General features: G+C 29.3%; 19 protein-coding genes. 17 read left to right on the plus strand and 2 right to left on the minus strand.

Going from position 1 to position 20,188, the window contains the following annotated elements; genetic code table 11:
* The first annotated feature begins 32 nt into the window (after window positions 1-32).
* The 12 genes from thiS to ACSIGC_RS14595 all read left to right on the plus strand — a co-directional run bounded on the left by thiS (window position 33) and on the right by ACSIGC_RS14595 (window position 14,863).
* Window positions 33-236: a sulfur carrier protein ThiS gene (gene thiS, locus ACSIGC_RS14540; RefSeq protein ID WP_442265506.1), complete on the plus strand. Its 204-nt coding sequence runs from the start codon at window positions 33-35 to the stop codon at window positions 234-236.
* A 28-nt stretch (window positions 237-264) separates the two neighbouring features.
* On the plus strand, window positions 265-2,124 hold the full coding sequence (gene thiC, locus ACSIGC_RS14545) for a phosphomethylpyrimidine synthase ThiC (RefSeq protein WP_442265507.1): 1,860 nt from the start codon (window positions 265-267) through the stop codon (window positions 2,122-2,124).
* Window positions 2,125-2,378: 254 nt separating this feature from the next.
* Complete coding sequence (locus ACSIGC_RS14550; RefSeq protein ID WP_442265508.1) at window positions 2,379-2,972, plus strand: thiamine phosphate synthase; 594 nt, start codon at window positions 2,379-2,381, stop codon at window positions 2,970-2,972.
* A gap of 90 nt (window positions 2,973-3,062) precedes the next feature.
* Complete coding sequence (locus ACSIGC_RS14555; protein WP_442265509.1) at window positions 3,063-3,815, plus strand: hydroxymethylpyrimidine/phosphomethylpyrimidine kinase; 753 nt, start codon at window positions 3,063-3,065, stop codon at window positions 3,813-3,815.
* A 5-nt stretch (window positions 3,816-3,820) separates the two neighbouring features.
* Entirely contained in the window at window positions 3,821-4,471 is a 651-nt protein-coding gene (thiE, locus tag ACSIGC_RS14560; protein WP_442265510.1) for a thiamine phosphate synthase, read from the plus strand.
* Between the two features lie 9 nt (window positions 4,472-4,480).
* Entirely contained in the window at window positions 4,481-5,248 is a 768-nt protein-coding gene (locus ACSIGC_RS14565) for a thiazole synthase (protein ID WP_442265511.1), read from the plus strand.
* A gap of 81 nt (window positions 5,249-5,329) precedes the next feature.
* Window positions 5,330-6,439 (plus strand): 2-iminoacetate synthase ThiH, encoded by a 1,110-nt coding sequence (gene thiH / locus ACSIGC_RS14570; RefSeq protein WP_442265512.1) that lies wholly within the window; start codon window positions 5,330-5,332, stop codon window positions 6,437-6,439.
* Window positions 6,440-6,478: 39 nt separating this feature from the next.
* Window positions 6,479-7,327: an alpha/beta hydrolase fold domain-containing protein gene (locus ACSIGC_RS14575; RefSeq protein ID WP_442265513.1), complete on the plus strand. Its 849-nt coding sequence runs from the start codon at window positions 6,479-6,481 to the stop codon at window positions 7,325-7,327.
* Window positions 7,327-8,376, plus strand: a complete 1,050-nt coding sequence (gene moeB / locus ACSIGC_RS14580; RefSeq protein WP_442265514.1) for a molybdopterin-synthase adenylyltransferase MoeB — start codon at window positions 7,327-7,329, stop codon at window positions 8,374-8,376. The genes ACSIGC_RS14575 and moeB overlap by 1 nt, the downstream gene beginning before the upstream one ends.
* Window positions 8,377-8,458: 82 nt before the next feature.
* The gene (locus ACSIGC_RS14585; protein ID WP_442265515.1) at window positions 8,459-11,470 is read left to right on the plus strand and encodes a WGR domain-containing protein; all 3,012 of its coding nucleotides are present in this window, start codon (window positions 8,459-8,461) and stop codon (window positions 11,468-11,470) included.
* 7 nt (window positions 11,471-11,477) lie between these two features.
* Window positions 11,478-13,103, plus strand: coding sequence for an SWIM zinc finger family protein (locus ACSIGC_RS14590; protein ID WP_442265516.1), 1,626 nt, complete (start codon window positions 11,478-11,480; stop codon window positions 13,101-13,103).
* A gap of 260 nt (window positions 13,104-13,363) precedes the next feature.
* Window positions 13,364-14,863 carry a reverse transcriptase family protein gene (locus tag ACSIGC_RS14595; protein WP_442265517.1) on the plus strand — a complete coding sequence of 500 codons (1,500 nt, stop codon included), beginning with the start codon at window positions 13,364-13,366 and terminating at the stop codon, window positions 14,861-14,863.
* A gap of 9 nt (window positions 14,864-14,872) precedes the next feature.
* Here the strand turns inward: ACSIGC_RS14595 and ACSIGC_RS14600 are convergent, their stop codons facing one another.
* Complete coding sequence (locus ACSIGC_RS14600; RefSeq protein ID WP_442265518.1) at window positions 14,873-15,229, minus strand: hypothetical protein; 357 nt, start codon at window positions 15,227-15,229, stop codon at window positions 14,873-14,875.
* A gap of 168 nt (window positions 15,230-15,397) precedes the next feature.
* Between ACSIGC_RS14600 and ACSIGC_RS14605 the strand changes: the two genes are divergently transcribed.
* The 5 genes from ACSIGC_RS14605 (at window position 15,398) to ACSIGC_RS14625 (ending at window position 18,383) form a co-directional block, all read left to right on the plus strand.
* A complete protein-coding gene (locus ACSIGC_RS14605; RefSeq protein WP_442265519.1) occupies window positions 15,398-15,703 on the plus strand; it encodes a hypothetical protein in 306 nt (101 codons plus the stop codon).
* 227 nt (window positions 15,704-15,930) lie between these two features.
* Window positions 15,931-16,866 (plus strand): citrulline utilization hydrolase CtlX, encoded by a 936-nt coding sequence (ctlX, locus tag ACSIGC_RS14610; protein WP_442265520.1) that lies wholly within the window; start codon window positions 15,931-15,933, stop codon window positions 16,864-16,866.
* An 85-nt stretch (window positions 16,867-16,951) separates the two neighbouring features.
* Window positions 16,952-17,299, plus strand: coding sequence for a hypothetical protein (locus ACSIGC_RS14615; protein ID WP_442265521.1), 348 nt, complete (start codon window positions 16,952-16,954; stop codon window positions 17,297-17,299).
* Between the two features lie 136 nt (window positions 17,300-17,435).
* Window positions 17,436-17,789, plus strand: a complete 354-nt coding sequence (locus tag ACSIGC_RS14620; RefSeq protein WP_442265522.1) for a hypothetical protein — start codon at window positions 17,436-17,438, stop codon at window positions 17,787-17,789.
* 282 nt (window positions 17,790-18,071) lie between these two features.
* Window positions 18,072-18,383, plus strand: coding sequence for a hypothetical protein (locus tag ACSIGC_RS14625; RefSeq protein ID WP_442265523.1), 312 nt, complete (start codon window positions 18,072-18,074; stop codon window positions 18,381-18,383).
* A gap of 27 nt (window positions 18,384-18,410) precedes the next feature.
* Here the strand turns inward: ACSIGC_RS14625 and pafA are convergent, their stop codons facing one another.
* A complete protein-coding gene (gene pafA / locus ACSIGC_RS14630; RefSeq protein ID WP_442265524.1) occupies window positions 18,411-20,063 on the minus strand; it encodes an alkaline phosphatase PafA in 1,653 nt (550 codons plus the stop codon).
* Window positions 20,064-20,188 lie beyond the last annotated feature (125 nt).

A 20,188-nucleotide genomic window follows, 5' to 3' on the forward strand; every position in this document is an offset into this window, starting at 1 on the left:
CTATTTCTAGAGTTTACTTTAATTAGTTTTATATGATAACTGTAAAAGTAAACGACACAAGCAAAACATTTTCAAAAGAAACCACTATAGATAGAATGATTGAAACGTTACAAATTCAATCTAACGGAATTGCTATAGCTATAAACAACTCTATTATAAAAAAGTCTGATTGGGAAAAACATACATTGTCCGAAAATGACAATGTATTAATTATAAGATCTACCCAAGGTGGATAAACTAACAATAAAACAAACATCTCTCATAATGAAGAAAAAAGATACGGCTCCAAAGCAAGATGGAATTACAAGGAAACCTTTTCCAAATTCTACAAAGATTTATGTAAAAGGTAAATTACATCCTCAAATTAACGTTGCAATGCGTGAAATTTCATTGAATGATACTGTAGATTCAATGACTAAAACTCGTACTCCAAATGAACCAGTAACTGTTTATGATACTTCAGGACCATATACCGATCCAGAAAAAGAAATCAATATTCATAATGGTTTAGAGCGTATTCGTGAGCAATGGATTTTAGATAGAAGAAATGTAGAGCAGTTAGATAAATTCAGTTCAGAATACTGTAACGAACGTTTAAATGATAAAAGCCTAGATCATTTAAGATTTAATCATTTAAATAAGCCGTATAGAGCTAAGGAAGGAAAAAATGTAACACAGTTACATTATGCAAAACAAGGAATGATTACTCCAGAAATGGAATATGTTGCAATTCGTGAAAATCAGCGTATAGACGAAATGACACGTTTAGCGAAACAACATCCAGGTCAAGATTTCGGTGCTAGTATTCCAGAAAAAATTACTCCAGAATTTGTAAGAGAAGAAATCGCTAGAGGTAGAGCGGTAATTCCTTCTAACATAAATCACCCAGAAGCAGAACCTATGATTTTAGGTCGTAACTTCTTAGTGAAAATCAATGCAAATATTGGTAATTCGGCAACAACATCTTCAATCGAAGAAGAAGTAGAAAAAGCTGTTTGGGCTTGTCGTTGGGGAGCAGATAATATTATGGATTTATCTACAGGGAAAAATATTCACGAAACACGTGAGTGGATTATCCGTAATTCACCAGTGCCAATTGGAACTGTGCCAATTTACCAAGCATTAGAAAAAGTAAATGGTGTTGCCGAAGATTTAACATGGGAAATTTTTAGAGATACATTAATTGAACAAGCAGAACAAGGTGTAGATTATTTTACAATTCACGCTGGAGTTCGTTTAGCTTATGTTCCAATGACTGCAAAACGTATTACAGGAATTGTTTCTCGTGGAGGCTCAATTATGGCAAAATGGTGTTTAGCACATCATAAAGAAAGTTTCTTATACACACATTTCGAAGAGATTTGTGAAATCATGAAAGCTTATGATGTGGCATTCTCTTTAGGAGATGGTTTACGTCCAGGTTGTATTGCAGACGCAAATGATGAAGCGCAGTTTGCAGAATTAGAAACTTTAGGTGAGTTAACTAAAATCGCTTGGAAACACGAAGTACAGTGTTTCATTGAAGGTCCAGGTCACGTGCCAATGCATATGATTAAAGCCAATATGGATAAGCAATTAGAAGCTTGTGGTGAAGCTCCTTTTTATACATTAGGACCATTAACTACCGATATTGCTCCAGGTTACGATCATATTACATCAGGAATTGGAGCAGCAATGATTGGTTGGTATGGTACTGCAATGTTATGTTATGTAACACCAAAAGAGCATTTAGGTTTACCAAATAAAGATGATGTAAGAACTGGCGTAGTAACGTATAAATTGGCAGCGCATGCTGCTGACTTAGCGAAAGGACATCCTGGAGCACAACATAGAGATGATGCGTTAAGTAAAGCTCGTTTTGAATTCCGTTGGGAAGATCAGTTTAACTTAAGTTTAGATCCAGAATTAGCTAGAGAATATCACGACGAAACGTTACCAGCTGAAGGTGCTAAAATTGCACATTTCTGTTCTATGTGTGGACCGAAATTTTGTTCAATGAAGATTTCTCAAGAAGTTAGAGATTATGCTGCTCAAAAAGATTTAGAAGCTGAAAATGCAATTGCAGAAGGAATGAAAGAAAAATCTGAAGAATTCAAGCAAAAAGGTTCAGAAGTATACTTATAAGAATTACGAATTTTTGATTGTCATTACTAGGAGGGAACGACGATGTAATCTGTTTTTTGAATAAAAGATTGTTTTATTCCATTCGTAATGCATATTTTAAATTTGATATTGTAATAATGTTTGTCAGTTCGAGTGGTTTTTCGAAGAGAAAAGAAGAAAAAATGTATCGAGAACAAACGAATATTTCTCGATATAAATTTCACTCATTTTCAATCGTGAAATTCACTCGAAATGACAGCTGTTAATGACATATTATGTTAATTGTTCTAACATCCGAAAAGGAGATACAAAATGAAGCGACACTTTTAAATCAATTGTTTGAAAATGGTTTAGAAGTATTGCATTTAAGAAAGCCTTCTTTTGATATTGAAGGATATCGAAGTTTATTAAAAGAAATCAATCCAGAGCATTATCAAAAAATTATGATACATCAGTTTCATGATTTATGTGCAGAGTTCGTATTGAAAGGAATTCATATTCAAGAACAACCTAGATTAGATTTAGGAGAAAAACTAGAAGGTTATGTTTCATTATACATGTCTGAAGGTTTTAAAGTAAGTAGTTCTTTTCATGAACCAGAGGCTTTAGATGCTTGCGAAATCAATTTTGATTATCATTTATTGAGTCCAGTTTTTTCTTCAATATCTAAACAAGGATACCAAGGAAGAGGTTTTGATGTAAACAGTATTGATAAAACGATTATAGGAATGGGTGGAGTAAATGCAAATACAATTTCTAAAGTATTAGAACTAGGTTATAAAGGTATTGGCGTGCTTGGTGGCGTTTGGAATACAGAAGATCCTGTAAAAAGTTTTGAAGAAATAAAAGATCAATATAAAAGAAATTAAATAATGTCATTACGAGTGAAACGAAGTAATCTTTTCATTGAACAACAGATTACTTCTCTCATACTTCGATCATAATGACTGAAATAATAAATGAAACAACGACCATACATATTAACAATTGCAGGTTTAGATCCATCAAACGGAGCAGGTTTAACAGCAGATGTAAAAACATTTGAGCAATTAAAATGTTACGGATTATCAGTTTGTACTGCTAATACAATTCAAAATGATAAAGAATTTCTGAAATGTGATTGGATTGCTTTGGATACTATTATAGAGCAAATTCAAGTTTTGTTTGATCGTTTTTCGATTGCCACTGTTAAAATCGGGATTGTTGAAGATTGGCAAAAATTATCTAAAATTATTGATACGGTTTTACAATTAAATCCAGACGCTAAAATTGTTTTAGATCCAGTTTTAAAATCATCCACAGGTTTTGTGTTTCAAAACGATTTCAGTGAAAGTGATTTCGATAAAATTTTAGAGAAGATCTATCTAATTACTCCGAATTATCTAGAGATCCAGAATTTATATCAAGAAAAAACGATTGAAGAAACAATACATCATATTCAGTTGAAAACTCACTTATTTTTAAAAGGAGGACATCATCCTGAAAAAAAAGGAATAGATTATTTATATACAAAAGAAGGAAAAATACATCCTTTCAATCCTAAAGAAGGAATTAAAATATTTGGAAAGCATGGAAGTGGTTGTGTGTTATCATCAGCAATTGCAAGTTACATCGCTTTAAAATACCCGTTAGTAAAATCATGTTTTAAAGGAAAACGTTACATCGAGAAAGTATTGAGTTCTAACAAAACATTATTAGGATATCACAACTAAAACAAATGATAAGTAAATTACAATATATATCACAAGGAAAAACTCCTGAAGCACATTTGCAAAATATTCAAAAAGCTTGTACAGCTGGAGCAGAATGGGTACAACTTCGTTTGAAAAATGAAACAGAAGCGGTTATTTTAGAAATTGCTAAAAAAGCAAGAGAGATTACGAGTCATTTTCAAACAAGATTAATCATAAACGATCATTATAAAGTTGCACAGGAAGTAAAAGCAGATGGAGTTCATTTAGGTAAAACAGATGCTTGTCCGGCTGAAGTGAGAAAATACTTAGGAGACTTGTTTATCATAGGAGGTACAGCAAATACTTTAGAGGATTGTAAAGTATTACTTAAAAAGGAAGTAGATTATATAGGTTTAGGACCTTTTAGATATACGACTACAAAGAAAAATTTAAGTCCGACTTTAGGTCTTGCAGGTTATCAAGTATTATTAGATGAATTGAATACAGAAACTCCAATAATAGCTATAGGAGGAATTGTTTTAGAAGATGTAGCATCGTTATTAGAAACAAATATTCATGGTATAGCAGTATCAGGAGAAATAACTAAAGATTTTAATTCCATTTCAAAATTTTATCAAATTTTAAAAGCAGGAAGTTCACAAGAGCAAGTTTTTAAATTAGATACAAACAACTAACTAATTATTATGAGTTCATTACAAATAGCAGATAAAACATTTACATCACGTTTGTTTACAGGAACAGGAAAATTTAGTTCTTCAGAATTAATGCGTGATGCTTTATTAGAAAGTGAAAGTGAATTAGTAACAGTAGCGCTTAAAAGAGTTGATGTACAAAATGAAGAAGATGATATTTTAACACATTTAAATCATCAACGAATCAATTTATTGCCAAATACTTCAGGAGTAAGAAATGCTAAAGAAGCAGTTTTTGCAGCTGAATTATCTAGAGAAGCTTTAGAAACAAACTGGGTGAAATTAGAAATACATCCAGATCCAAAATACTTATTACCAGATCCTATAGAAACATTAAAAGCAGCTGAAGAGTTAGTGAAAAATGGATTTATTGTAATGCCTTACATTCATGCTGATCCTGTTTTATGTAAGCGATTAGAAGAAGTAGGAACACAATGTGTAATGCCATTAGGAGCACCAATTGGAAGTAACAAAGGATTAAAAACATTAGAGTTTTTAGAGATTATTGTAGAACAATCTAATGTTCCTGTAGTTGTAGATGCAGGAATCGGTTCACCTTCACATGCGGCTCACGCGATGGAAGTTGGAGCAGATGCAGTTTTAGTAAATACAGCAATAGCAGTTTCTCAAAATCCAGTTGAAATGGCAAAAGCTTTTAAAATGGCGGTTAAAGCTGGAAGAATAGCTTATGAAGCAAAATTAGCCCCAGTAAAAAAACATGCAGAAGCAAGTAGCCCATTAACTTCGTTTTTGAGCTAATACGACTAGATTTTTTTGTTTCTTTTTTCATCAATAGAAAAAGAAAATGTAAAGATTAAAGAATTCATTAAGAATAAAATAATGAACACCTTCGAAAATATATTTGATAATTACGACTGGGATTCAGTAATGAAAGAGATTCTTTCTAAATCATCTCTTGATGTAGAAAGAGCTTTGGCTTCAGATAAAAGAGATTTAGAAGATTTTAAAGCCTTAATTTCACCTGCTGCAAAACCCTATATTGAGCAAATGGCTCAGTTGAGTAATCAGTTAACCAAAAAGCGTTTCGGAAATACAATTCAAATGTATGCTCCGATGTATCTAAGTAACGAATGTCAAAATATTTGTACATATTGCGGATTCAGTCTAACAAATAAAATTCCAAGGCGAACATTAACAGATGCCGAAATTTTAAAAGAAGTAGAGTTCTTAAAAAATAAAGGTTACGATCATATTTTATTAGTTACAGGAGAAGCGAACCGTACGGTTGGTGTAGATTATATTAATAATGCAATTCAATTAATAAAACCACATTTTTCAAATATCACTATTGAAGTTCAACCATTAGATCAAGATGAATATGAGTTATTGATTGCAAATGGATTGTATGCCGTTTTAGTGTATCAAGAAACTTATCATAGAGAAGAATATAAAAAGCATCATCCAAAAGGGAAAAAATCTAATTTCTCTTATCGATTAGATACACCTGATCGTTTAGGTAAAGCAGGAATTCATAAAATCGGATTAGGAGCTTTATTCGGATTAGAAGATTGGAGAGCGGATAGTTTTTTTACCGCATTACATTTGAAATATTTACAAAAAACATACTGGAAAACAAAGTATTCCATTTCTTTTCCAAGATTACGACCGCATTCTGGAGGTTTAGAACCTAAAGTAGAAATGACAGATGCTGATTTAGTACAATTAATTTGTGCGTATCGTTTATTTGATGAAGATGTAGAATTGTCTATTTCTACTCGAGAAAGCGAAATTTTCAGAAATCATATTGTACATTTAGGTATTACTTCGATTAGTGCAGAATCGAAAACGAACCCTGGAGGTTATGCTGTAGAACCTCAATCTTTAGAACAATTTGAGATTTCGGATGAACGTAGCACAGAAGAAATCACAGTTATGTTGAAAGATAAAGGGTTAGAAGTAGTTTGGAAAGATTGGGAATATTTTAATTAAAGTTAAATGTTAAGAAAATTTACTTTTTTTATTTTGAAAATGATGGGAATAAAAAAGATATTCTCGAAAAAACCTGTTGATTATAAAAAATTAAGAAAGTCAGATAGAAAATTACCACCTAAACATTTTTTAAAAAAGTTTTCAGTAGAAAGTTTAGATTTAGATGATACTAAAATTTATAAAATTAAAAAGCCGAATACAACTAGTAAGGATTTAATAATTTTTATACATGGAGGTGCTTTTATTTCTGGCCCGGCTGAACATCATTGGAATACTATAGAAAAAATAGTAAAGCATACAGGCAAAGAATTGTGGTTAATAGATTATCCTAAAGCCCCAGAATATAACATTCATCAAATTTGTCAAAACATAGATTGGGTTTACGAGTTTGTAACTCAAACTTTTGTTTTATCTGAAAATATTACTTTGATAGGAGATTCTGTTGGAGGGAATTTAATTATGACTTTAACCCAAAGACTCCTTGAAAAGAAAAAAGAAATTCCTAAACAGTTAATTTTAATTACTCCGGTTTTTGATGCGAGTATGTCTAATCCTGAAATAGAAATTATAGCTGAAAAAGATCCAATGTTAAATGTGTTGGGTATACTTTCTGCAAAAGAAATGTGTGCAAATGGTTTAGATTTAAAAGATAAAATCATTTCTCCTTTATATGGAACGTTTAAAGGATTTCCTAAAACAGAGATTTATATTGGAGCGTATGATATTATGTATCCAGATGCTAAAATTGGAGTTAAGAAAATGCAGGAAGAAGGAGTAGATGTAAAACTTATAAACGGAGCTAAAATGCCTCATATTTATCCGTTGCTACCAGTTTTACCACAAGCAAAAAAAGCTCTACAACAAATTATTGAAAGTATAAAAGAGTAATGCTAACCATAGAAGAAAAAAAACAATATAACCGTCATCTTATTTTAGAAGAAATAGGAGAGAAGGGACAAATAAAATTAAAGGAGGCTAAAGTTTTAGTCATTGGTGCAGGAGGTTTAGGTTGTCCTGTTTTACAATATTTAACAGCTGCAGGAATAGGTACAATTGGTGTTATCGATGATGATATTGTAGATCAAACCAATTTACAGCGTCAGATTTTGTATACTATTGAAGACGTTGGAAAATCTAAAGCTGAAACTGCTGCAAATCGATTATCAAAATTAAATCCTTTTATCAATTTTCAGATATATAAAGAGCAGTTAACTAAACATAATGCAATTGAGTTATTTAAACAATATGATATTGTTGTAGATGGAAGCGATAATTTTCAAACTCGATATTTATCCAATGATGCTGCTGTAATTACCAATAAACCTTTAGTTTATGGATCTATCTTTAAATTTGAAGGTCAAGTAAGTGTTTTTAATTATAAAGGAAGTGCAACATATAGGTGTTTGTATCCGACACCACCAAATCCGAAAGATGTTCCTAATTGTTCTGAGATTGGAGTTTTAGGAGTTTTACCAGGAGTTATTGGAAGTTTACAAGCGAATGAAGTACTTAAAATGATTGTTGGTTTAGGAGATGTACTTGCAAATAAATTATTAGTGTTAGACGTTTTGTCGATGCGTCAATTAGTGTTAAATTACAGTAAAACTGAGAGATCTGAAGTAACTACTTTAGATGAAAATTATGAAGCATTTTGTGGAGTTACGATTATTGAAGATGAAATAACTCTTGAAGATTTGAATCAGAATATAACAAAATACAATTTGTTAGATGTACGTGAAAATTGGGAACGTGAACAGTATCATATTGGCGGGCAACATATTCCATTAGGAGAATTACCTAACCGTTTTTCTGAAATCGATACATCCAAACCAGTAGTTGTGTATTGTAAATCAGGAATTCGTAGTGCCAGAGCTATCGATTTTTTACAAGAGCAAGAATTACAAGGAAACTTTATTAATTTGAAAAATGGACTTTAAAAAAATGAATTAATTTCTATTCCAGAAAAGTCTTTATCATACAAATGGATTTTATATATTTAAACTCCAAAAAATGTAAGACTTGAAATTAATTAAACAAAAAACGCTATACTTCTCAGAAGGAAAGTCAGATAAAGTTTATGAGGTAGATTTATGTGAAAGCCAAGAATTGTTCGTGGTTAATTTCAGATATGGAAGAAGAGGTGCAAATCTAAGAGAAGGTACAAAAACTGTTTTTCCTGTATCTCTAGAAGAAGCAGAAAGTGTTTTTTCTAAATTAGTTGAGAGTAAAGAAAAAAAAGGATATTCAGAAGATTTAGGAGCTATTAAAGAAGTTCATAAAGAAGAGAATACAATACAAAAGGATACGATTCTTAAGTATCTTAAACAAGCCTTGTCAGGAACTTATACTCGAAGTTGGAAAGTTTCAAAAATAATTTCTCGAACTACAGTACTTCAAATTAAAGAAGCAGTTCCTTTAGTAAGTCAATTTATCACATCAAAAGATGAATTTGAACAGCATAATGCAATAGCGGCTTTAAGTCATTTCGAGGTTTCCGAATACACATCAACGATTTTAAAAGTATTAAAAGAAAATAAATTTCAAACAATAACAGGAAGAATAGCTTGTGCATATATTCTGAAATTTGGAACCATTTCTGAAAAAGAAGAACTTCATGAACTAGTTAAAGAGTACATCACTTCAGAGCAAATTCAAAATTTACCTATACAACTTTTAGGTGAAAAGCCTAAGAATCCAATGTTATTGTATTATGCCTATTTATTTTCTTACAAAGAAACTGCTTACCGAGAACAATTATATTCAATTATAGAACAGTTACCATTAAAGGTAAATACATTTAAGTCTATTAGATATATGTACAGAACTTCAGTAATTACTGAAGACGCGATGTTCTTTGGATTATTATCGAAACGAATGGCAGTAAGCAACTCGGGTTATACATCAGATTATTTTTATGTAGGAAATCAATGGGTTTCTGCTCAAGAAGAAAAGCAAAAGAAAAATCCTGGAATTGCTTTTTCAGGAAAAACGAAGCAATATTTTATTAAGAATAGTTACAAGAAAATATATAATTTAAGTATTGCAAAAAAAGAAAGTTATGTGAAATTCGCGACAGGAATGCTATGTGCTTTAAATGATGATAATGATCGTGTTAGTGAAAGAGTAGATTATAACTATAATTACAATTCAGAAACTAGACGTTACGAAACAGTGAAGAGTTTTTATCCAGCATATTCTAACTACTTAGGCTTAATGTATGTGTTGTATGGAAATTCAAATAGATTTAGTGATCAACATCAAATTTATTTTTCAGAAGAAGAAAAAAACACTGCTTCTAGAGAAGAAATTTTTCCTGAATTATGGAATGATAAACCAGAAGAGGTTTTATATATTTTAGCGAATGCTAAAAGTACTATTGCTATTAACTTTGCATTACGTGTAATTAATGATAATCCAAGTTTCTTAAATTCAATTTCCAATGAAAATTTATTAAAACTGTTGCAACATTCTCAAGAGGAAGTATTAAATCTAATAACTTCTTTTTTAGAAGAAAAATATAAAGAAGATAAGCCTGAAAACGTAATATTAATTAATTTATTAAAGTCTAAAAATAATAAAGCAATAACACTAGCTTTAGGCTGGTTACAGAAATTTGAAATTACATATTTATCCGATGTTACTTTTATAGTAGAGTTATTACATACAGATGAGGTAAGAGTAATTAATTATTTATCTGAATTATTTATTGAAAAAGTGAAGTATGAAAATAAGATTGCATTAGCTTCATTAAGTGCTTTATTTGCAATACCATCAAATTTCTCAAATTTATTTTTAAATCAGGTAAATGAATTAATAGGAAATACTAAATTCGGAACATTAATTGAAAATATAACTAAAGAGAAAATTATAGAATTAGCTAGCTCTAGTTCAATTTCTAATAAACTCTTTGCTATAAATTTAGCTAAACACGCAAATGTTTCTGTTTATGAATTGTTTAAAGATACTTATAGTGAGTATATTATATCAGATGATTCAGCTTTAAGAAAAGCGGGAGTAGAAATTCTAGCACACTTTCCGGATGTCTTTTTATTAGAAAATAAACAGCATATAGTATTGTATTGTTTTTCTGAATATGAAGAAATAAGAAAAGCTATTCAACCAAGTATTCATAAGCTTGTAAAATTAGATGATGTATTCAAAAAAAGTTTATTAAATCAGTTGCTTTTACAGATCTCAGAAGCAGAAGTGTATGAAGGAATTCATCAAAATAGTTATGAGTTATTAATTGATATTTATGGCGAAGATTTAAAAGAACTTTCAAAGGAGCACTTAATAGAGCTCGTTTTATCTAAATATGAATTTGCTCAAAAACTAGGAACTCCTTTGTTTCAAAAACGAGTGTCGTTAAGTACTTTAGAAATGAGTGACGTAATCCGCCTTTCAGATAGCGATGTAATTGCTATTAGAGAGTTGATGTATGAATATTTCGAAAAAAATATTCCAAGAATTAATTATGAGTTAGAAATTTCTTTAAAAATATTTAATTCTGATTGGGAAGATGTTGTAGTATGGGCATGTGATTATTTCGATAAACATATAGATACTAAAAATTGGACAGTAGATATGTTGGTTTATGTATGCGATCATGTTAAAGAACGTGTGCAATCTTTTGGAAGAAGTTTAATAACTAAACATTTTTCAGAAGAAAAAGGATTGCCTCTATTATTAAAACTACAAGAGCATCCAACTAAAGAAATGCAATTCTTTGTAACGAACTATTTAAAAGAATACGCAACAGATAATGTTCCAGTAATTTTGAAGTTAGAGAGTTATTTTAAGACAACATTATTTTATATCAATACTAACAGGTCTACCAAAACAAGAGTTTATTCTTTTTTAGAACAGGAATCTAAAAAATATAAAGAAGTTGCTTTAATGTCGGTTCGTATTTTGACCTCTGTTTTAGGGTCCAAAACAATTACAGATAGAGATTATGTTTTAGATATTTTGTTAATGATAACGGAGACTTATAACGACATAGAAGTTCCGTTAACAATAAAAGAAATTTAGAAAAAGAATGAAGTTTAATTTTAAATATAGCGGTAATAGTTCTGTTCAGAATAATGCTTCGTCAACAGGAGTAAGTTTTGCTCCAGATGTATTAAGAGATCCAACTTATTTTGTAGGGACTTTAGATAAGAAAATTCCTTTTAGAGAAGCTATTTCAGCTTTACATCACGTCGTTACAGCAGATTTTAATTTTCAGCCTAAAGATAATACCGAATATTTGGCATGGTTGAAAAGTCAAGAGGATATATGGGTAGCAGAAGCTTCTGAAAATTTGGTTTCTGTAAAGGAAGAAATAAAGAATTTACAAGAGCAACTAAAAGAACTACGTTCTAAACGAGATGTAATTACTAAACCGTATTACGAAGCACAACGAAAATATTTTAAATATTTATTTGTAAGAGATTATGCAGCTTGGTTTGTGTTAGATCCTGTGATCACTGTTCATCCAGATCAGATTTTCTTTGAGTGTTTTAGTAAAGATGAATCGGTTTATGGAAAGTTATCTTGTGGCTATGATGTATTTAATTCGATAAGTGATTTTAAATGCGGAACAACAAACATTGACTATTCTAAGAAATTATATAATGAATTTCAAAAAATAAGAACATATAAAGAAACGAACTTTAAAGTAGATCCTGGAGGATTTGATGTGCAAACAACGGGTGAAACTGCTTACAGAGAAGTGAAGATAGATTTGCCAGATAGCTGGGTAAGAGGGTTTTTACAGGTGAGTACTGCAATGACGAATGATAAAGTAACTTTTGATTTGCACCCTATAGATATAACTAATTTTATATTAGTTTTAAAAAGGCATAAAGAGAAAACAGGACCAAGAGCTATAAAATATGTTTTAGAGCCAGATAAACCAATTGTGGCAGTTTTTGAACCGTGGAATATTGAGATTGTATGCTCTCAGTCTATATATAAAGGTAATGAGAAACATGAAATAAGAGTTTGGGGAAGAAGAAGAATAACATTACTTGAGCGTTTATTACCAATTACAAACAAGTTTACTGTTCACTTGTTAGGAACAGGTATGCCTTCTTTTTACATAGCGCATTTAACTAATGAAATGTATTTTACATTAGGATTATCAGGTTGGACGGCTAACGATTGGACAAAATCTACAAGTCTAGATTTACTTTCACCTAGGCAGAAAGTACCAACGACTACAATGCAAAGTATTTATTTAGCTTTGCGTAAGGACTGGTTCAATACATCTCAGAAATTAACTGAAAATCTTGGGATAGATGAATTTTCAGTTCAACAGGCGTTACAAACTTTTACGCAAGCTGGAAAAATCGTTTATGATTTAAAAAATCAGGTTTACCGAATTAGAGAACTTAAAAAAGACGGAATAAATATTGAAGAACTTCGTTTTTCAAGTGAAATTGATAAAGAGGCATACCGATTAATGGAATCAGGAGCTGTTAAAAATTTAAAAGTAGAAGAAAATAGAAAAATTAAAATAACAGCTATTGTGGATGATCGCTACGATACTAAAGTTGTTATTAATAATGATTTACAAATAGAGGAAGCTTCATGCACATGTAGTTTTTACTATAAAAATAAGATGACAAAAGGACCTTGTGAGCATATTTTAGCTACAAGAATAACATTTGATAAAGATTAATTAATATATTTAAACCTTGGTAGTAATAAGATAAAAACCTTGCAACCCGATTGGTGTATCGCCAATCTTGCACACAGATACCGAACGCGTCACTGACTCGAACTTAACTTGTGAAATAGGTACTATAGTACCATTTCCGGTTATACTTCTGCGAAGTGAAATAGTACTATAGTACCTATTTCACTGGAGTTGTTCAATTCAGTCTTTAGAATCGTACGAAGGGAAACTAAAAAATACATCTTATTGCTACCTTTTTGTTTATGAATAATTCAGCTACGAGAAAACAAGAGATTTACGATAAAATCAAAGAATCATCGAAAGATGAATATATACTTTCTGAAATGAAACGTTTAGGTTTCTGGAAAGAAGGAAGTGTAGATTTTGAAAAAGTAAATGCGTTTTTAAAAGAAGAAAGAGAGCTTTCTAATAAACTTCATAAGTTAACTAGAGAACAAAAAAATCTTACAGATACTGAGGCTTTTATTGCTAGAAAGCATTCAGAACGAAAGAAACTGTCTAAAGAAAGACAAAAGGAAACCAAGTTAAGAAGAGAAGAGTTAAAGAAAGCAAAAGCTGAAAAGTGGAAACAAACCAAAGAAGAGGATATTATTTATTTGGGAAAAGGTTTTTCTCATCAATTAAATCATACTGATTCAAATGTTGGTAGGCTTAATAAGAATGGATTACCAATATACAATTCGGTTAAAGATTTAGCCAAGGCTATGGGGATTTCTGTTAATGAACTTAGGTTTTTAGCTTTTTCAAGAAAGAATTCAAAAATTTCACATTATAAGAGATTTAAAGTAGCTAAAAAAACAGGAGGCTTCAGGTTAATTTCTGCTCCAATGCCTCGTTTAAAAAAGGCGCAACACTTTATTTTAGAAAATATTTTAAATAAAGTAACGGTACATGAAAAAGCTCACGGATGTGTTCAAAAAAAATCAATAGTTAGTAATGCTGCTTTACATGTGAATAAAGCAGTAGTTATAAATCAAGATCTTCAAAACTTTTTTCCATCAGTAACATACAATAGAATTAAGGGAGTATATAAATCGCTAGGGTATTCAGAACAATTATCTGTTATTTTTGCATTATTATGTTCAGAACCAAAAATATTAGATATTAGTTTACTTGGGGAAAATTATTATACGCAACGAGGCGATCGTTCCCTTCCTCAAGGTTCTCCATGTAGTCCAGCTATAACTAATATTTTATGTAAAAAATTAGATTTTAGATTAGACGGACTAGCTAAAAAATATGGTTTCACTTTTTCTCGTTATGTAGATGATATTACGTTTTCAGGTGATGTTGAACAATTTCCAAATATCACAGCAATTTTAAAATATTCTAAAAAAATAATTAGAGAAGAGAATTTTAAATTACATCCCGACAAACTTAGAGTGATGAAACAAAATCAGAGACAAGAAGTAACTGGTATTGTTGTAAATGAAAAAATAAATATTAATAAAAAATCTCTAAAAAGATTTAGAGCTTTATTATTTCAAATCGAAAATGAAGGTTTAGAGGGAAAAACTTGGAATGGTGGAGCAAATGTTCTTGCAGAAATAGATGGTTTCGCGAATTATATTTATCAGGTGGACAAGTTGAAAGGAGAAGTTTATAAAGAAAGAGTCAAAAATATTTTAAATAAATATGAATATAAAGAACAACATAAAGCCAAGTTTTTAAAAGAGAAAAAAGATTCTAAATCTAAAATTGGAGGTATTTTTAAGAAGATAAGTTCTTTTTTTAGAAGGTAATCGATTAAGTTAGTCCAAACGAATAGTATCTTTTATTCTAAAACAACGTTCAGAACCTAAAAAATTAGGATCTCCAAATTCTTCTGACCAAAATCCATCTAGTATATCTTTCGTTAAGCATCGATATACTACTACACCTTTATAAATAGAAGAGTCATTCCCTTCGTATTCAAAATTTATAACTAAGATATTGTCTTTAAAAAATCCGATTCCTCTTTGTTTTTGATCGTTGTTGATTGTCCAATCTGCTAAAACCTGTTGATAATCATTTAATTTTAAAGTTAAAATACCTTTATAATTTGAATCGCTATCGTTTTGATTTGATCCTATTACAGAAAAATTACCTTCAAGATCTTTTAAATTCATAAATACCGTTGTAAAAAATAAAGGGCAAAGATATAATCTAAATTTAAACCTGTTTAAAGAGTGTTTATCCCCTTTTATAGTAAGAAATTTGTAATTGATCTTTATTATATATTAATTCGTATAGTAAAGAATTAAATTGTGAAGAGATAAATCTAAAAAACTGATGTTATGACTCAAAAAATCTATTTTTCATTGGTGTTTGTAGTTTTTGGCTTATCAACTTTATTAGGTCAGAAAGAGAATAAAGAAAAAGTTATAAACAGAAATAATATTACAGATTCGATAAGGCCTGAATACATTCTTAAAATAAAGCTAAAAAAGAAACCTAAAAGTAATAAGGTTGTTATAACCTCTATAAAGTACGAAAAAAGAGATTCTCAAATTTTTAAATTATTATTAGCTCAAAAAGAGAGGATCAAACAATTAGAGAAAAAAATAAAGTATACTAGTAATAATAATTTACAACTAGATTAATATTCAGTTTTTTCTAAAAGTTATTGTTTAGATTGAATCATTTCAGTCGAAAAAGTAATTCGTATTATAATTACTTTTGATGTATTCCTCATATACTTCCACCTTTTTTCTATAAAATTGTATTAAATGCAAACTATATAAAAACAATTTAAATTGAATTTCTTATTTTTTTGATAAAGGAGTAATATTTATAAAACAAGGCCTAATAAATTTATACTTTTGTTTTAATGAAACAAACTACCAATACGATTCTAATGATTCGTCCTATTGGTTTTAGGATGAATGAACAAACAGCAGTAAATAACTATTACCAAAAGGTATTAAATAATGTTTTACCGTCAACAGTAAATGCTAAAGCACAAGAAGAATTTGATAATTATGTAAAAAAATTAAGAAGTTACGGAGTAAATGTAATTGTAATACCAGATACTACAGATTTTGATACACCAGATTCTATATTTCCTAACAATTGGATTTCATTACATCAGAATGGAACTGTTGCTATATATCCAATGTTTGCAGAAAACAGAAGGTTAGAAAGAAGAGAAGATGTATTAGAAACTCTTGAAGATAATGGTTTTGTTATTGAAAATGTTGTTGATTATACTTCTGCTGAAGAAGAAAATATTTTTCTAGAAGGTACAGGAAGTATATTGTTGGATAGAGTTAATGAAAAAGCTTATTGCGCATTGTCACCAAGAGCAGATGAAGAATTATTTATTGAATTCTGTGAAGATTTTGAATATACACCTGTAGTTTTTACAGCTAATCAAACAGTAAACAATCAAAGGAAACCTATATATCATACTAATGTTATGATGTGTATAGCAGAAACTTTTGCAGTTATTTGTTTGGAATCTATAGATGATAAAAAAGAAAGAAAAAATGTTGTGAAACATTTAAAAGATGATGGAAAAGAGATAATAGATATTACAGAAAATCAGGTAAATAGTTTTGCAGGAAATATGCTTCAAGTTAGAGGTAAAGATGATGAAAGATTTTTAGTAATGAGCAAAGCAGCTTATGAATCTTTGACAAAAGATCAAATTAAAAAGATAGAAAAACATTGTAAAATAATCTTTAGTTCTCTAGATATTATTGAAGGTTGTGGAGGAGGAAGTGCTAGATGTATGATGGCTGAAGTTTTCTTGTCTAAACTATAAATTGAGGTAATTATATTATAGCTTAAATTCATGTGACTTTTTTAAAAAAATAGTGTCATAATAGTGTAATTAAAATTTATAAACTATGACTTTAAAAATAAAATTTATATCAGTTATAATATTTTCAATCTTTTTAGGAATTGAAACTTTAGCTGCACAAAAAGTTGTAGTTAAAAATGGAGTAGAATATTTAGAAGAAGAAAATCTTTCAGAAGATTTAAGTTCAATAGAAGCTCCAAGCCAAACCCTCATTGTTAAGGTAAAGAAAAAAAATGAAAAGAAGAGTGTTAATTCTGTTACTATTAAAACTCTAAAAAAAATAACTCAAAGGAGAAAATCTTCGTTAAGGTTTAGAAAGAAAAGAGTTACAAAACCGAATAAATGTTATAAAGAAAATAATTCTCCATGTAAAATAGAGGTGAAGAAAAAATAGAATAATGGAAAAGAGTTAGTTAAGAGATCTTTTTTGTTGTTTACCATTCATCGATACAATATTGTATTTTATCGATAAAGGCTTTTTAAAAACATATTTTTTTTGTATTTTAGTTCTATCCCCAAATTAATGAATTATGCATTTTAAAAATCCCCTGTTATTAGTAATTTCAATTTTACTATTTACATATTCTCAAGAAACTTTTTCTCAAAAAAAAGTAGTTGTTAAACATGGTGTTGAATATCTTGAAGAGGCTGAAGAAGATGGAGGATTAAATTCTATAACCGCTCCTTCTAATACCGTTACAATAAACGCAAAAACCAAGAAAGGTAAAAAACTAAGTAAAGAAGCTATAGCTATACAGAAGCTGAGTAAAATTACACAAAAAAGAAAAACATTAAGATTTAGAAATAAAAGGAAAAAAGATTCAAAGAAGTGTGTTAAAGATGTAAAAAAAGAACAATGTGAATCTAAACCAAAAAAGAAATAAATAAAGTTGTCTGTAAAGGCAATTTTTTTATTTGCTTAAACAACGGGGGAAGATGATTGAGAAAGAGAATTAATTAATCTATATAGATAAAGTATTAAGAAGAATATATAATAAGAAATCGTTTTATAAACGGTTTCTTGTTGTTTTAGATCTATTGTGTTTAGATTTAGGATAAGAAAAATTTATGTTTTTTTGTAAAGTTATTGGTTCTTGTGAGACTACTATTATAAGCATGCTGAATTGAATAATTAAAATTAAAACCAAGATTAAAAATTAATTATTATGACCTCAAAAATTAAAAACATACTTTTTCCTATATCAGTGCTGTTGATTTTAAGTATTCAGCAAATAAAAGCTCAAAAAATAACTAAAAGTAAAGAAATAGAGTATATAGAAGAAAATTCTATTAATGATCTAAGTACTATTAAAATTCCAGAAAAACAACATAAAAGACAAAAAACTAAAACTATTAAAACAGAAATTGAATTAAAAAGAATAGTGAAAAGAACAAAACGCTTGCGATATAGAAATAAAAGGAGAAAACCAAAAAAATGTTACATTCATACAGACGAAACATGTAAAACAAATAAATAAAAAAGAGCACCATTAGGTACTCTTTTTTTATTTTAATGCCTTGTGTATTATTTTTCCAGTTGATCCATTTGGGGATTCTATTTTTAATAGATTAGAAATTGTTGGCGCTATATCTATAATCTCATGATATTCTTTTGATTTACCTTTTAAAATTCCATTTCCGTAAAATATTATTGGAACATGAGTGTCATAAGAATAACCTGATCCATGAGTAGAACCTTTCTTAGAATATATAATTGTAGAAGGATTAGGAATTAATAATACATCACCAGAATATTTTTGATTATATCCGTTTTGTAAACTTCTTAAAATACCATTGTTAAATTGTGTGTTCTGTAAAGTTGTTGCAGTTATAGATTTATATATTCCATTGTAATTAATTACATTTTCACTAATTACTTCTGCTACTTTTTTTACAGTTAGGTTTTTCTTTTCAATATTTTCTTTATTAAGAAATATTTGAAAGTTTGATATGTTTTCAACAAAATCTTCAGCTTTAAAATATTTTTTAGTGATTTCATTCACATATTTTAAAAATTTAACACTGCTTAAATAATTAGCAGGGATTTTTACAGATTTTAAATAACTTGGAACTTGAACTGCGGCATGATCTGCGGTTAAAAAAATACTATAATTATTCTTTCCTATTTTTTCATCTAAAAAAATCAATAAACTTTCAAGTTCTTTATCTAGTCTTAAGTATGTGTCTTCTATTTCTTTAGAATCTACACCGAACTGATGTCCTACATAATCTGTAGAAGAATAACTAACAGTTAAAAAATCAGTATATTCATTTTGTCCTAAATTTTCTCCAATTATAGCGGCCTTAGCAAAATCTGTAGTTAAAGAGTTTCCTGCTGGAATTGCTTTAATGATACTGTAGTTATTGTTTTTGCTTCTTAAGTTAGGTATATCGTGAGGAAAAACAGGTCTGTCTTCACCTTTAAAAGTATTTTCAAATTCATTGTCATCAGCTATACTTTCAGTGTAAGTGTTAATATCGTATAAAGTTTTCCATGGTTCATTTAAATATGCATCTACTTTACCAGAAGAGTTAAAATCTAAAACCCATTTTGGTAATTTGTCCATGTAAAAACTAGAGCTTATCCATTCTCCTTTGCTACCACCATCAAACCAATAAGCAGCATTAGCTGTATGGCCAGCAGGTAAAATAGCAGAACGATCTTTAATTCCAATTCCAATGGTTTTACCTTTCATATTTTGAGCTAATCGTAATTGATCAGTAACAGTCGTAGTTAACATTCTATATGGAGATTTTTTTCCTCCATCCCCTTCATTACCTACAGTTTTATAATTGTTATCATCAACGCAATAAATTGATTTTTTTTCAAATTTATCATACCAATTATTTCCTATTATTCCATGATTATTTGGAGTTGTTCCTGTGTAAACAGAAGTATGACCAACTGCTGTATATGTTGGAATATAATTAAAATGAGCATTTTCTAAAGAAAATCCATTATTTATAAGTCGTTTAAAACCTCCATTTCCATATTTAGTATCAAATCTTGTTAAATAGTCGTATCGCATTTGATCAACAACAATACCAACAATTAACTTGTTTTTTTGAGTTATATTATCTTTTGATTTTTCTTTAGAAGTACAACTAAAAAGCACAATAGATAATGAAACAATAATAAGTTTTATGTAATATTTCATTGCTTTAATTTTGAATTTCAAAATTAAATAATTAGAAACTAAAAAAGTGTTTTTTATACAGTGATGTTAATGATTTTTTAATCTTATTCAAGAATTTATCCAAATGAATATTCTTTAGTACATTA

The organism is Tenacibaculum aquaeponti, assembly GCF_052084715.1.
Taxonomy (GTDB): Bacteria; Bacteroidota; Bacteroidia; order Flavobacteriales; family Flavobacteriaceae; genus Polaribacter.